This is a genomic window from Bacteroides salyersiae WAL 10018 = DSM 18765 = JCM 12988, assembly GCF_000381365.1.
GTDB lineage: Bacteria > Bacteroidota > Bacteroidia > Bacteroidales > Bacteroidaceae > Bacteroides > Bacteroides salyersiae.
The window spans coordinates 1,786,612-1,800,299 of sequence record NZ_KB905466.1; the positions used below are offsets into that span (position 1 = coordinate 1,786,612).

Sequence of the window (13,688 nt, forward strand, 5' to 3'; positions counted from 1 at the left end):
AAAGATGTCCTATACAGAGCAAATAGATTTTAGCCGGATACCTCAACATGTAGCAATTATCATGGATGGTAACGGAAGATGGGCCAAACAGCGCGGACGTGAACGCAGTTTTGGACATCAGACCGGTGCGGAAACGGTGCATGTCATTGCAGAAGAAGCAGCCCGAATGGGCATCAAGTATCTGACATTATATACTTTCTCTACAGAAAATTGGAATCGTCCGTCCGATGAAGTGGCAGCGTTGATGAGTCTTCTTTTCGATTCCATCGAAGAAGAGACCTTTATGAAGAATAACATCAGCTTTCGTATTATAGGTGATATAGAAAAGTTGCCGGAGAATGTATTGACACGCCTGAATACTTGTGTAGAACACACTTCGCACAACACCGGTATGTGTCTGGTATTAGCACTCAGCTATTCTTCACGATGGGAAATAACAGAAGCAGCCAAACAAATTGCAATACGGGTACAAAAAGGAGAAATTACTCCCGAAGAAATTACCTGCGACTGCATAGAATCACATCTGACCACTCATTTTATGCCCAATCCGGATTTGTTGATCCGAACAGGAGGTGAGATACGGTTAAGCAACTATCTTTTATGGCAGTGTGCTTATTCCGAACTCTATTTCTGTGACACTTTCTGGCCCGATTTCAGGGAAGAAGAATTGAGAAAAGCCATCTGTGATTATCAGAAACGGGAACGTCGCTTCGGCAAAACCAGTGAACAAATCAGTTAACTCAAAACTTATAATTATAACATAAATGCATTATCGTATTTCCTTCATATTCGTAACGTTTATCTGCCTGTTTGGGTTTGTATTGGCAGGCAGGGCACAAGATGCTAACACAGACGAATCTTCAAAGCCTGTTATTTTATATTCAGGAACACCCAAAAAATATGAAATAGCCGATATAAAGGTCGAAGGTGTTAAAAACTACGAGGACTATGTACTCATCGGGCTGTCCGGATTATCGGTAGGACAAACGATCTCAGTGCCGGGCGATGAAATAACAAGTGCTATCAAGCGTTATTGGCGTCATGGACTATTCTCGAATGTACAGATTACAGCCGAAAAGATAGAAGGTAACAAAATTTGGTTAAAAATCAGTCTGACCCAACGCCCGCGTATTTCGGAAATACGTTATCATGGTGTTAAAAAGTCAGAAAGGCAGGATTTGGAAACACGTTTGGGATTGGTAAAAGGCAGCCAGATTACCCCGAACTTGGTAGATCGTGCAAAAACCCTTATTAAACGTTATTTTGACGACAAAGGTTTCAAAAATGCAGAAATCATTATCTCACAAAAAGACGATGTTTCCAATGAAAACCAAGTCATTGTCGATGTAAATATTGATAAAAAAGAAAAGGTAAAAGTGCATGAAATTACGATCGTCGGCAACAAGGCCATCAAAACGTCCAAGCTGAAACGCGTAATGAAGAAAACAAATGAAAAAGGTAAACTGAAAAACCTGTTCCGTACCAAGAAATTCATCAATGAAAAATACGAAGAAGACAAACAGTTGATTATCGATAAGTATAATGAATTAGGTTACCGTGATGCGGTGATCGTTGTGGACAGTGTATCACCTTACGATGAAAAGACCGTCAATGTATATATCGAAATAGAAGAAGGAGACAAGTACTATCTTCGTAATGTAACATGGGTAGGTAACACTTTATATCCTTCCGAACAACTGAATTACCTTCTCCGCATGAAAAAGGGAGATGTCTATAATCAGAAATTATTGAATGAACGCCTTTCTACGGATGAGGATGCTATCGGTAACTTATACTATAACAACGGTTACCTGTTCTATAACCTCGACCCGGTTGAAATCAATATCGATGGAGATTCTATCGACCTTGAAATGAGAATTTACGAAGGCAGACAAGCCACTATCAATAAAATCAAGATCAACGGTAACGACCGTTTGTATGAAAATGTAGTTCGCCGTGAACTTCGTACCCGTCCCGGGCAACTGTTCAGTCGTGATGACCTCATGCGTTCTATGCGTGAAATCCAGCAAATGGGACATTTCGACCCGGAAAATATCCAACCGGATATTCAACCGGACCCGATGAACGGTACGGTTGATATCGCCTACAATCTGGTATCCAAAGCCAATGACCAGGTTGAATTCTCCGCAGGTTGGGGACAGACAGGTGTAATCGGTAAATTGAGTTTGAAGTTTACCAACTTCTCACTGGCCAATCTGCTACACCCGGGAGATAACTATCGCGGTATACTTCCGCAAGGTGACGGCCAGACATTGACCGTCAGCGGGCAAACCAATGCAAGATACTATCAATCATACAGTATCTCATTCTTCGATCCGTGGTTTGGAGGCAAACGTCCGAACTCATTCTCAGTTTCGGCTTTCTACTCCAGACAAACCGATATCAGTAGCCGCTATTACAACGATAGCTATTATAATAACTATTACAACAGTATTTATAGTGGTTATGGCGGATATGGCATGTACAACTACGGAAACTACAACAACTACGAGAACTACTATGACCCTGACAAATCGATCCAGATGTGGGGACTTTCAATCGGTTGGGGTAAACGTCTAAAATGGCCGGATGACTATTTTACGCTTTCAGCAGAATTGGCATACCAACGTTATATATTGAAAGACTGGCAGTATTTCCCTGTTACAGACGGTAAATGCAACAACATCAGTCTGAACCTGACATTGGCCCGTAGTTCTATAGACAATCCGTTGTTCCCGCGCCAAGGCTCCGAATTCTCATTGTCGGCACAGATTACACCACCGTATTCTCTGTTTGACGGAAGAGATTACAAAGGATACTATAATTCCAATGGTAGCATTACTCAAGACAATAGAAACAAGCTATACAATTGGATTGAGTACCATAAATGGAAATTCAAAGCAAAAACTTATACAGCTTTGATGGACTATACCACTCATCCTAAATCTTTGGTACTGATGAGTCGTGTTGAATTCGGTTTATTGGGACACTACAATAAATACAAGAAGTCTCCATTCGAAACATTTGATGTAGGTGGCGACGGTATGACGGGATACTCGAGCTATGCTACGGAAAGTATTGCATTACGTGGATACGAAAACAGTTCGTTGACACCTTACGGTAGCGAAGGTTATGCATACACCCGTTTGGGCATCGAATTAAGATATCCGTTAATGCTGGAAACAAGTACTAACATTTATGTGTTAGGTTTCTTAGAAGCCGGTAATGCATGGAACGATATCAATAAATTCAATCCGTTCGACTTGAAACGTTCTGCCGGTGTCGGTGTACGTATCTTCCTTCCGATGATTGGTATGATGGGTATCGACTGGGCTTACGGTTTCGATAAAGTATTCGGTAGCAGCAGTGCCGGTGGTAGTCATTTCCACTTCGTACTGGGTCAAGAATTCTAATTGTTTCATTAAAAAAACTAAACATTATGAGAAAGTCTGTTCTATTTATCATGATGCTGTTTGCTGTCAGTCTGACAGCCAGCGCACAGAAATTTGCTCTGATTGATATGGAATATATCCTAAAGAATATTCCCGCTTACGAGCGTGCTAACGAACAGTTGAACCAATCCTCCAAGAAATGGCAAAGTGAAGTAGAAACGCTTGCCAAAGAGGCTCAAACACTGTATAAGAATTATCAATCGGAAACAGTATTTCTTTCTGAAGAACAAAAGACCAAGAAAGAAGAAGAGATTGTAGCAAAGGAGAAAGAAGCTGCAGAGTTGAAACGTAAATATTTCGGTCCGGAAGGCGAACTCTTCAAGAAAAGAGAAAGTTTGATGAAGCCTATTCAGGATGAAATATACAACGCTGTAAAAGAACTGGCGGAACAGAAAAGTTACTCTGTTGTAGTAGACAGAGCATCAGCAGCAAGTATCATTTTTGCATCTCCGCGCATTGATATAAGTAATGAAGTGCTGGCAAAGTTAGGATATTCAAATTAATTTCATACATTTGCAAGCGATAACCGGAAAGTAATCATTAAAATAAATAATAAAACTATGCTAAAGAAAATTGCACTATTAATTATGTTAGTACTCCCGATGGGTGTATTTGCACAATCAACACTTAAGTTCGGTCACATGAATTCGACTGATATTATTCCTACAATGCCCGAATATACAAAAGCCATTTCGGAATTGCAGGCTTTGGAAAAAAACTACACAGATGAAATTCAACGGACTCAAGCAGAATTCACAAAAAAATATCAGGAATTCCAGCAAGCAATAGCAAAAGATTCTCTACCGCAAAACATTGCAGAAAGAAGACAGAAAGAATTGCAGGATATGGCTGAAAGACAAGAACAATTCCAGCAGGAAGCACAACAGGGAATGCAAAAAGCACAGCAAGAGAAAATGGCTCCTGTATATCAGAAGTTAGACAATGCGATCAAAGCTGTAGGTGAAGCAGAAGGTGTTATCTATGTTTTCGACCTTGCGCGTACGCAAATACCTTATATCGGTGCTCAAAGTATCGATCTTACCACTAAAGTAAAAGCTCAGCTCGGAATTAAATAAAAGAACGACAGCTTAAGTTTTTTATAAGCAACAAATAACAGACAAAGCGAGCTACAAGCAACAAGTTACCGGCAATTTCGACTTAAAATGCCATTTGTAACTTGTAGCTTGTAGCTCGTAACTTTTCCATCATCATGAAACCAAACCTCTCACAAGCCCCCGGCCCTATCGGAGTATTCGATTCGGGTTATGGCGGACTGACCATTTTAAGTAAAATCAGGGAAGCCCTGCCTCAATATGATTACATCTATTTGGGAGACAACGCCCGTGCCCCTTATGGCACACGTTCCTTTGAGATTGTTTATGAATTTACCCTCCAAGCTGTAAATAAATTATTTGAAATGGGATGTCATCTGGTAATTCTGGCATGCAACACAGCTTCGGCAAAAGCGCTGCGTACTATACAAATGAATGATTTACCGGATATAGATCCCCAACGGAGAGTGCTCGGAGTGATCCGCCCTACAGTAGAATGTATAGGCGACATGACTCACAACCGCCACGTAGGGGTATTTGCCACGGCGGGTACCATCAAATCAGAGTCATATCCTCTGGAGATACATAAATTATTTCCGGACATTCATGTCAGTGGAGAAGCTTGCCCGATGTGGGTGTCATTGGTAGAAAACAATGAAGCCAACGACCCCGGAGCCGATTATTTTATTAAAAAGTACACGGACATTCTGTTAGAAAAAGATCCTCTGATCGATGCGATCATATTAGGATGCACACACTATCCGTTATTACTACCTAAAATAAGGCAGTTTGTACCCAGCAATATCAAGGTCGTTTCTCAAGGCGAATATGTTGCTGCAAGCCTGAAAGATTACCTTTATCGCCATCCGGAAATGGCAGCCAAATGCACAGAAGGCGGAGAATGCACGTTTTATACGACAGAAGCAGAAGAAAAATTCACCGAATCCGCATCTACTTTTTTGAATGAGAGAATAAGTGTCAAACGGATAACACTTGAATAAACCGATTGAGTAATCCGTACGCTCTCCATATAATATAAGCCCTCTCTGTATCTTGTTTATACAAAGAGGGCTTTATCTTTATCATATGATTTCATTAACACGATTTCATTAATCTAACGTGAGCTCGATATAACTCACGTTAACCTAACACTTATAAGGGAATAGATCCATCAAAGATTGTAATGGTCACCTTGTCACCTTTCACAACCGCCTTATAATTTTCTCCTGATTTCAACAGTACGGTTTCGGCTACTGTAGCAGTATAAGCCCTACCGTCACTCAACTGCACTTGAAAAGGAGTTCCTTTTTCAATTTTTTGTGGCAGAAGGTTAATAGCAATAATCGCTTTTACACCTCTTGTCGTGCTATTCGCTACACATTCAAATTTAGTATATTCCTTTTCGTCAAGAGTAGTAACAGAACCATCTTTCAAGTTCTGAACACCTTTATTCTTTAACAAAGCACCGACCTCAATACTGCCCGGATAAGGATTGCCATCCTCCTCAAGAACTTCTACTGCCAAAGGGACCATCACGCGTTTAAACTGAAGACATACCTGCTGCTGACCGTTGACCGCTTTCGCCTGCCCGAACAAATAATCATCCGTTCCTCCTTTCAATACACGAGTCTCCGCACCGGATACATCTTCCGACAAACGCGGGTAATGGGCATAAAAGAGAACCTCATCCGCCTTTCCGAATTCTTCCCATGAACGAGTATCTTCTCTGAGGTTAAACACTGTAAACGCATCATCCAATTCGGTACGCATTGAAATCACATCAATGGAAGTACCACCGGCCCGTGATAGAACTTCATCACCAATCACAACACTGGTGAAGTTAATCGTTCGAGCGGTTATCAACTCTTCCGATTCATTTTGCTGACAGCTCCAAAGGCAACTCAACGCCAGACTCATAAGAAATACTTTTGTTTTCATTTGTTAGGGTATTAAATATATAAAAACTAAGAATATGGTATTATAAATACAAAACGACACCCTTTCGTGTACTTAGAATCAAGAGTCAGACTCCCTCCCAACTTATCTGCAATTCCCCGACAGATCGAGAGTCCCAGTCCGGTACCCTGCGAATAACTGTCAAGTTTGGCAAATCTGGAGAAAACCGCCTCCTGCTTTTCCAAAGGAATGCCAGGCCCTGTGTCGGTTATAGTAAAACAGATCCGCTGTCCCTCCTTCATTATATTATATGCCAATGTTATATCACCCGACGGAGTGAATTTTGCAGCATTATGCAGCAAGTTCACCAACACCTGCATGATACGCTCCGGATTACTTTTCACGATAAATTCTTCACGGGCCGGCTGGAAATGCAATTCCACTCCCTCTTGCACATCTTTACGAATATTATCCACACTCAACTTACAACAGTCATTTATATTGGTCATGATATCAGCCGGCATCTTTCCGGTCTTATCCAGATCAGACAACTCGAGCACATCTGTTATCAGCCGAAGGAGGTTATTACTGTTCTCCTCTATAATAGAAGCATATACCTTAGTATCCGGATCATCCTGATAGCGGTCTCCCAATATTTGAGAGAATCCCACAATCGAATTTAACGGTGTACGAATTTCGTGCGACATACTTTGTATAAACAACGTTTTCATCTGGCTGGCGGTCTCTGCCGCATTTTTTGCTTTCCGTAACTCTTCCTCCGAATGGAGAAGCCGTTTATTCAAGCGATTCTCACGATACAAAAATATAAATACGAAAACCAGTAAGGTAACCAGCGAAATTATGAGAAGTTGCTTATTATGCAGTTCTTTTTTCTGTGCCTGAAGCACTAACTCTTTTTTCTCGGCATTCAATCTTTCCATATTGACCAGAGTGGCAAATCCACTGATGGATTGTTCTTCATTACTTTGTCTTATGGAATCTTCCAGCAAAATATATTTGGCCAAAAAATCCGTTGCAAGATCCTTTCGCCCCATCGCCCGGTATATTTCACCTTTCATACGATAATGGCTGCCTTGCAACGCATGTTCGTTAAGCCGCAGTTCTTCCTCTATTTGTTTATCGGCAGCCACCAAAGCTTTCTGATATTGTTTGGTTTGCTTGTAATAGAAGACTTCATTCTCGTAGTAAAGCTTCTTATAAATATCCAGTTTTTTATCCTCTTCGACCAGCACTTTGGCCTCCTGCAATCTATTCCAAGCCTCGCCCGGATTATCTATGGCAAGATAATAGTGTACATATCCCAATTTTGCAGAAAAAACATGCGTACTTGCATTGGCCGTAGATTCCGCTTTTTTCAGCATTTCGAGAGCTTTAGAAATATCCCCCTGGTTGATATAGTATTTGGCCACTTCCGTATAAGAAGTTGAAATATTATAATTATCAACATGATAAGTTTCAGTCAGTTCGATTCCTTTCAGGCAATATTCAATAGCCAGACTCTTCAAATCTTTGATTTCATAAATCTGATACAGACTGTTATAACAATAAAGCAATCCGATTTTACTATCTCTTTTTTGTGCATCCTTAAGCATTTCCTGAGCCTCATACAAGGCAATATTACTTTTTCCTGTTTTGAGATAATATAAAATCAAACGGTTGTTCCAAACGAAATAATAGTATTTAGGCTGATTGGTTTTCTCCGCGAACTCCTTAACCACCTTCGTATAATGAATGATACTGTCTTCTTCATCTCCCTTAAAATAATAATGGTCTAATTTCAGAGTCAATGCTACAGCTTGCATGCGCTGATCTCCTTTTTTTTCAGACATCCAATATAATGTATCCGCCATGTGAAGAACTTTCGAATCACCGACATTCTCCTGACAACGCTGAAAGTAAGAATAAAGTTCACTATCTACATTAAACTCTTTTTCTTCTTGCGCACAGACTGTACAACAAAGAATAAGAGAAATGACAAATAATATTCTCCGAGAGGGGATCGTTCTCATATTTCTGCAAGATTAATGGCGTGGTTGTGTATCGCAAATATACATCTATTTTTGACGTTTAGGCAATAAATTGATTAATTTATTCACTTTATTGTGTATTTTGCTCACACTATTAAGAAAAGCAGAAACAAAGAGCTCTCTTTTTGTACCCGTCCACAGTTACTATCCAAAGCGTTTCAAACAGTGTGTAAAGGATACGAAACATACATAGAGTGCTGTATTATCGAAAATAAACAAAATAGTCTCTTACTTTTTCATCTCCCGATGCCATTTTTCTGAAATTATCGTGTACATTTGTAGAAGTATAAACACCTTAATACCCCAAAAAATTATGAAAGAAGAAGATAATAGCCGTTTAGTCGAAGTGTTTTCCGGTTCGAGATGGGAAGCAGAACTCATCAAAGGTCTGCTTGAAAGCAATGAAATAGCAGCCGCCCTGAAAGACGGTCTCATTACAACGATAGCTCCCTATATCAGCCCTACCGTATCTGTAATGGTAACAGAGGACTGTTATGAACCTGCAATGGAAATTATAAGAAACCGCGAGAAAGCAGAAAACGATTAAGACGATCGAGCGCCTCGCGGATATTCTCTAACGAGTTGGCATACGAAAAGCGAACGTATCCCTCTCCTCCTGTACCGAAGTCGATTCCCGGTGTAATTCCAATATGTGCCTGCTCCAATACTTCAAAAGCAAATTTATAAGAATCCTTTGTAAATTTGCGGGCATCGGCAAAAATATAAAAAGCTCCTTTAGGTTCGACTTGGATACCGAATCCCATTTCGCGAAGGCGCCCGATCATGTATCGACGGCGCTCGTCATAGGTAGCACGCATTCTTTCCACATCAGGGGCAGCATACCGAAGCGCAGCAATACCGGCTTGCTGAGCTATACTGGGAGCACAGATAAAAAGATTCTGCTGTAATTTCTGTAAAGCCCGCATGCAAGATTTAGGCGCTATCACATAGCCGAGCCGCAATCCGGTCATGGCAAAACGTTTTGAAAAACCATTCAAAACAAATGCCTGATCCGTAAATTCCAAAATACTACGGGCACGTCCTTCATAAACCAATCCATGATAAATCTCATCCGAAATCACAGGAACTCCAAGCCCGGCAATCTCTTTCAAAAAACGATCTTCCAATAAAAGTCCGGTAGGATTCATCGGAGAATTGATGAAAATAGCTGCCGTACGGGTCGTGATAAACTTTTTGATATCTTCTATATTGTATTGTAACCCGTTTTCCGGACGAAGCGGAACCAACACAGGTTTTGCCTGTGCGGCCAGCACAAAATTGCGATAACAGGCATAACCGGGATTGGAAAGAATCACCTCGCTGTCCGGACGGCAAAGCAGCAACAAAACCAGCAGGATAGCCGGCGAAGAACCGGAAGTCACCACAATACAATCGGGGTCTACCGTCACCCCGTATTCCTGCTGATGAAAAGCAGCAATTTCCTTCCTCAATTCAGGATCCCCCAAAGAGTGAGTGTAATGAGTCAAATGAGAATCATACGCTTTCTTGGCTGCTTCGGCAACACAGACAGGAACATCAAAATCGGGTTCACCTACTTCCAGATGAATAATATCGATACCTTGTTTCTGCAATTCATTGGCACGTTCCAATACGTCCATAACGATGAACGAGGTCATTTGTTCCACCTGAGGGTTAGTCTGCTTCATGGGTCTACTTGTTTTTTCGGGGTACAAAGATACGCATTTTTCAACCTAAATAATGCCGGGACAGGTCTTTTCATTCATGAGATTAAGTTGATTTCACACCCGCCTAACTTTCATTACGATAAAAAGTCCTATATTTGTGCTTTCAAATCGTTAGCAAAATGAAACAAGAGTTTACAAGAATTGCCGTAAAGGTAGGAAGTAATGTACTGACACGCCGGGATGGGACATTGGATGTAACCCGCATGTCAGCCCTTGTCGACCAGATAGCCGAACTGCACAAGGCGGGCGTAGAAGTAATCCTCATCTCTTCGGGTGCCGTAGCCTCCGGCCGTAGCGAAATACGGACTCTAAAGAAGCTGGACAGCATAGACCAGCGTCAACTCTTCTCGGCCGTAGGCCAAGCAAAACTAATCAACCGGTATTATGAATTATTCCGCGATCATGGTATCCCGGTGGGACAAGTGCTGACTACCAAAGAGAGTTTCGGCACACGACGCCATTACCTGAACCAAAAAAACTGCATGACAGTCATGCTGGAAAACGGAGTAATTCCTATAGTAAACGAAAACGATACCATCTCGGTCACCGAACTGATGTTCACCGACAATGACGAACTATCCGGTCTCATCGCTTCGATGATGGACACGCAGGCACTTATCATTTTAAGCAACATAGATGGTATTTACAATGGTTCTCCCAACGACCCGTCTTCTTCCGTCATCCGGGAAATCGGCCACGGCAAAGACCTGTCGAGCTATATACAAACCAGTAAGTCGAGTTTTGGCAGAGGCGGCATGCTGACAAAGACCAACATCGCACGCAAAGTAGCCGACGAAGGCATTACCGTCATCATTGCCAATGGAAAACGGGATAATATCCTGGTCGACATTCTGCAAAAGCCGGAAGAAACTCTTTGCACCCGCTTCACCCCGTCGCAGGAACCGGTATCCAGTATAAAAAAATGGATTGCACACAGTGAAGGCTTTGCCAAAGGTGAAATACATATGAACGAATGCGCCACGGAAGTTTTGAATTCGGACAAGGCCGTGAGCATATTACCGGTCGGCATCACCCGTATTGAAGGTGAGTTCGAAAAAGATGACATTGTGCGCATCATTGACTTTCGCGGGAATGCAGTAGGAGTAGGTAAAGCAAACTGCGACTCCGCACAGGCCCGTGAAGCAATGGGGAAGCATGGCAAAAGACCTGTAGTGCACTATGATTATCTGTATATAGAATAATAGATTTTAGAGCCCAAAGATATGAACCTCAAAGAAACATTTACCGCCGTACAGGCAGCCAGCCGGAAACTGGCTCTACTGGACGACCAAACAATCAACCGGATACTGAATGCCGTAGCAGATGCCGCCATCGCCGAAACTCCGTTCATCTTAAGTGAGAATGCAAAAGATCTCGTACGAATGGAACAGAGCAATCCGAAATACGACCGGTTGAAGTTGACGGAAGCACGGCTAAAAGGAATTGCAGCCGATACTCGTAACGTGGCTACCCTCCCCTCGCCATTGGGACGGGTATTGAAAGAAACCGTCCGCCCCAATGGAATGAAACTGACAAAGGTCTCTGTCCCGTTCGGTGTCATCGGCATCATTTATGAAGCGCGCCCCAACGTCAGTTTCGATGTATTTTCCCTTTGTCTCAAAAGCGGCAACGCCTGTATCCTGAAAGGAGGAAGTGATGCCGACTGCTCCAACCGGGCCATAGTCAGCGTTATCCACAATGTGTTAAAGCGTTTCGGCGTAGATACACATATCGTAGAACTCCTGCCGGCCGACCGGGAAGCCACGGCGGAACTCCTGCATGCCGTAGGATATGTAGATCTCATCATTCCGCGCGGCAGCAGTAATCTGATAAATTTTGTACGCGAGAATGCAACGATCCCTGTCATTGAAACAGGGGCGGGTATCTGCCATACTTATTTCGACGAATATGGAGATACGGCCAAAGGAGCCGCCATCATCAATAATGCAAAAACACGCCGCGTCAGTGTATGCAACGCACTGGATTGCGTTCTCATCCACAAGAAGCGACTGAACGACTTGCCGGAAATCTGCAAAAAATTACAAGACAGCAACGTCATTATCTTTGCCGACCCCCAAGCCTACCACAGTCTGGAAGGGCATTATCCGCCGGCACTCTTGAAACCGGCTACCCCGGAAAGCTTCGGCACAGAATTTCTGGACTATAAGATGGCAATCAAAACCGTGAAAAGTATTGAAGATGCCTTGGGGCATATTGCAGAATACAGTTCCAAGCACAGCGAAAGCATCATCACAGAAAATAAGGAATGCGCCGCCCTATTCAGCAAAATTGTAGATGCCGCTTGTGTATATACCAATGTATCCACGGCCTTTACCGACGGAGCACAATTCGGATTGGGAGCCGAAATCGGTATCAGTACGCAAAAATTGCATGCTCGCGGTCCGATGGCACTCGAAGAAATAACCTCCTACAAATGGATCATTGAAGGAGACGGACAAACGAGGGAGAGTTGAGAAGAGATGAGAGAGGGGAGAATGGAGATGGGAGAAGTATAATTAAAAAAATAGAGAGATATGAAGAAATTTACTTGTGTACAGGACATAGGCGATTTAAAAATCGCTTTGGCCGAAGCATTTGAGATTAAAAAAGACCGTTTTAAATATGTAGAGTTGGGAAGAAATAAGACTTTGATGATGATCTTCTTCAATTCCAGCCTGCGTACACGCCTGAGTACCCAAAAGGCGGCACTCAATTTAGGGATGAATGTTATTGTTCTCGACATTAATCAGGGGGCATGGAAACTGGAAACCGAACGGGGAGTTATCATGGATGGCGACAAACCGGAACATCTGCTGGAAGCCATTCCGGTGATGGGGTGTTATTGCGACATCATAGGCGTACGCTCTTTTGCACGTTTCGAGAATCGTGATTATGACTATGAAGAAGTAATCATTAACCAGTTCATCAAATACTCCGGTCGTCCGGTGTTCTCGATGGAAGCAGCCACGCGCCATCCGTTGCAGAGTTTTGCCGACCTTATCACCATTGAAGAATACAAAAAAACCGCTCGCCCGAAAGTGGTCATGACTTGGGCACCCCATCCCCGTCCATTGCCACAAGCCGTACCGAATTCGTTTGCCGAATGGATGAATGCAACCGATTACGATTTTGTAATTACCCATCCCGAAGGTTATGAACTCGATCCGAAGTTTGTAGGCCGTGCAAAGGTGGAATACGACCAAATGAAAGCTTTCGAAGGAGCCGACTTTATCTATGCCAAGAATTGGGCTGCCTATACAGGTGACAATTACGGACAGATCTTAAGCAAAGACCGCGAGTGGACAGTAAGTGACCGCCAGATGGCAGTGACCAACCATGCTTATTTCATGCACTGTCTGCCTGTACGCCGTAATATGATCGTAACGGACGACGTCATCGAAAGCCCGCAGTCTATCGTCATACCGGAAGCTGCCAATCGTGAAATATCGGCCACAGTCGTATTGAAAAGACTACTGGAAGGATTGCAATAAGCAGCCTCAACACAGCATATCACAACAACAAAAGCTCCGGTTA

12 protein-coding genes are annotated in these 13,688 nt (G+C 42.6%); 9 read left to right on the forward strand and 3 right to left on the reverse strand.

The window, feature by feature from the left end; translation table 11 throughout:
- The first annotated feature begins 4 nt into the window (after positions 1-4).
- The 5 genes from HMPREF1532_RS06835 (at position 5) to murI (ending at position 5,505) form a co-directional block, all read left to right on the forward strand.
- Complete coding sequence (locus tag HMPREF1532_RS06835) at positions 5-739, forward strand: isoprenyl transferase (protein ID WP_005926764.1); 735 nt, start codon at positions 5-7, stop codon at positions 737-739.
- Between the two features lie 25 nt (positions 740-764).
- Positions 765-3,413 (forward strand): BamA/OMP85 family outer membrane protein, encoded by a 2,649-nt coding sequence (locus HMPREF1532_RS06840; protein ID WP_005926767.1) that lies wholly within the window; start codon positions 765-767, stop codon positions 3,411-3,413.
- Positions 3,414-3,439: 26 nt separating this feature from the next.
- Complete coding sequence (locus HMPREF1532_RS06845; RefSeq protein WP_005926770.1) at positions 3,440-3,955, forward strand: OmpH/Skp family outer membrane protein; 516 nt, start codon at positions 3,440-3,442, stop codon at positions 3,953-3,955.
- Positions 3,956-4,012: 57 nt separating this feature from the next.
- Entirely contained in the window at positions 4,013-4,528 is a 516-nt protein-coding gene (locus HMPREF1532_RS06850; RefSeq protein WP_005926773.1) for an OmpH/Skp family outer membrane protein, read from the forward strand.
- Between the two features lie 134 nt (positions 4,529-4,662).
- On the forward strand, positions 4,663-5,505 hold the full coding sequence (gene murI / locus HMPREF1532_RS06855) for a glutamate racemase (RefSeq protein ID WP_005926776.1): 843 nt from the start codon (positions 4,663-4,665) through the stop codon (positions 5,503-5,505).
- 151 nt (positions 5,506-5,656) lie between these two features.
- Here murI and HMPREF1532_RS06860 read toward each other — a convergent pair whose 3' ends face one another.
- Together HMPREF1532_RS06860 and HMPREF1532_RS06865 are read right to left on the reverse strand one after the other, a co-directional pair.
- Positions 5,657-6,442, reverse strand: coding sequence for a fimbrillin family protein (locus HMPREF1532_RS06860; RefSeq protein ID WP_005926779.1), 786 nt, complete (start codon positions 6,440-6,442; stop codon positions 5,657-5,659).
- 26 nt (positions 6,443-6,468) lie between these two features.
- Positions 6,469-8,430, reverse strand: coding sequence for a tetratricopeptide repeat-containing sensor histidine kinase (locus HMPREF1532_RS06865; protein ID WP_005926782.1), 1,962 nt, complete (start codon positions 8,428-8,430; stop codon positions 6,469-6,471).
- A 331-nt stretch (positions 8,431-8,761) separates the two neighbouring features.
- Here HMPREF1532_RS06865 and HMPREF1532_RS06870 point away from each other — a divergent pair, with 331 nt between their 5' ends.
- The gene (locus HMPREF1532_RS06870) at positions 8,762-8,995 is read left to right on the forward strand and encodes a DUF2007-related protein (RefSeq protein WP_005926785.1); all 234 of its coding nucleotides are present in this window, start codon (positions 8,762-8,764) and stop codon (positions 8,993-8,995) included.
- Here HMPREF1532_RS06870 and HMPREF1532_RS06875 read toward each other — a convergent pair.
- Entirely contained in the window at positions 8,961-10,115 is a 1,155-nt protein-coding gene (locus HMPREF1532_RS06875) for a pyridoxal phosphate-dependent aminotransferase (RefSeq protein WP_005926787.1), read from the reverse strand. The genes HMPREF1532_RS06870 and HMPREF1532_RS06875 overlap by 35 nt on opposite strands.
- A gap of 158 nt (positions 10,116-10,273) precedes the next feature.
- On the opposite strand from HMPREF1532_RS06875, the gene proB reads away from it, so the two are divergent.
- From proB to HMPREF1532_RS06890, 3 genes are read left to right on the forward strand one after another with little or no spacing between them, the layout of a single operon-like run.
- Positions 10,274-11,356, forward strand: coding sequence for a glutamate 5-kinase (gene proB, locus HMPREF1532_RS06880; RefSeq protein ID WP_005926790.1), 1,083 nt, complete (start codon positions 10,274-10,276; stop codon positions 11,354-11,356).
- A gap of 21 nt (positions 11,357-11,377) precedes the next feature.
- Positions 11,378-12,628: a glutamate-5-semialdehyde dehydrogenase gene (locus tag HMPREF1532_RS06885; RefSeq protein WP_005926793.1), complete on the forward strand. Its 1,251-nt coding sequence runs from the start codon at positions 11,378-11,380 to the stop codon at positions 12,626-12,628.
- Positions 12,629-12,688: 60 nt separating this feature from the next.
- The gene (locus HMPREF1532_RS06890) at positions 12,689-13,645 is read left to right on the forward strand and encodes a Rossmann-fold NAD(P)-binding domain-containing protein (RefSeq protein ID WP_005926796.1); all 957 of its coding nucleotides are present in this window, start codon (positions 12,689-12,691) and stop codon (positions 13,643-13,645) included.
- Positions 13,646-13,688: the final 43 nt, after the last annotated feature.

Excerpts from the sequence above, each read along its gene's own strand:
- HMPREF1532_RS06890 (WP_005926796.1), top strand. The coding sequence starts at position 12,689 with ATGAAGAAATTTACTTGTGTACAGGACATAGGCGATTTAAAAATCGCT.
- HMPREF1532_RS06850 (WP_005926773.1), top strand. The coding sequence starts at position 4,013 with ATGCTAAAGAAAATTGCACTATTAATTATGTTAGTACTCCCGATGGGT.
- HMPREF1532_RS06885 (WP_005926793.1), top strand. The coding sequence starts at position 11,378 with ATGAACCTCAAAGAAACATTTACCGCCGTACAGGCAGCCAGCCGGAAA.
- HMPREF1532_RS06865 (WP_005926782.1), bottom strand. The coding sequence starts at position 8,430 with ATGAGAACGATCCCCTCTCGGAGAATATTATTTGTCATTTCTCTTATT.
- HMPREF1532_RS06845 (WP_005926770.1), top strand. The coding sequence starts at position 3,440 with ATGAGAAAGTCTGTTCTATTTATCATGATGCTGTTTGCTGTCAGTCTG.
- murI (WP_005926776.1), top strand. The coding sequence starts at position 4,663 with ATGAAACCAAACCTCTCACAAGCCCCCGGCCCTATCGGAGTATTCGAT.
- HMPREF1532_RS06835 (WP_005926764.1), top strand. The coding sequence starts at position 5 with ATGTCCTATACAGAGCAAATAGATTTTAGCCGGATACCTCAACATGTA.
- HMPREF1532_RS06840 (WP_005926767.1), top strand. The coding sequence starts at position 765 with ATGCATTATCGTATTTCCTTCATATTCGTAACGTTTATCTGCCTGTTT.
- HMPREF1532_RS06875 (WP_005926787.1), bottom strand. The coding sequence starts at position 10,115 with ATGAAGCAGACTAACCCTCAGGTGGAACAAATGACCTCGTTCATCGTT.
- proB (WP_005926790.1), top strand. The coding sequence starts at position 10,274 with ATGAAACAAGAGTTTACAAGAATTGCCGTAAAGGTAGGAAGTAATGTA.
- HMPREF1532_RS06870 (WP_005926785.1), top strand. The coding sequence starts at position 8,762 with ATGAAAGAAGAAGATAATAGCCGTTTAGTCGAAGTGTTTTCCGGTTCG.
- HMPREF1532_RS06860 (WP_005926779.1), bottom strand. The coding sequence starts at position 6,442 with ATGAAAACAAAAGTATTTCTTATGAGTCTGGCGTTGAGTTGCCTTTGG.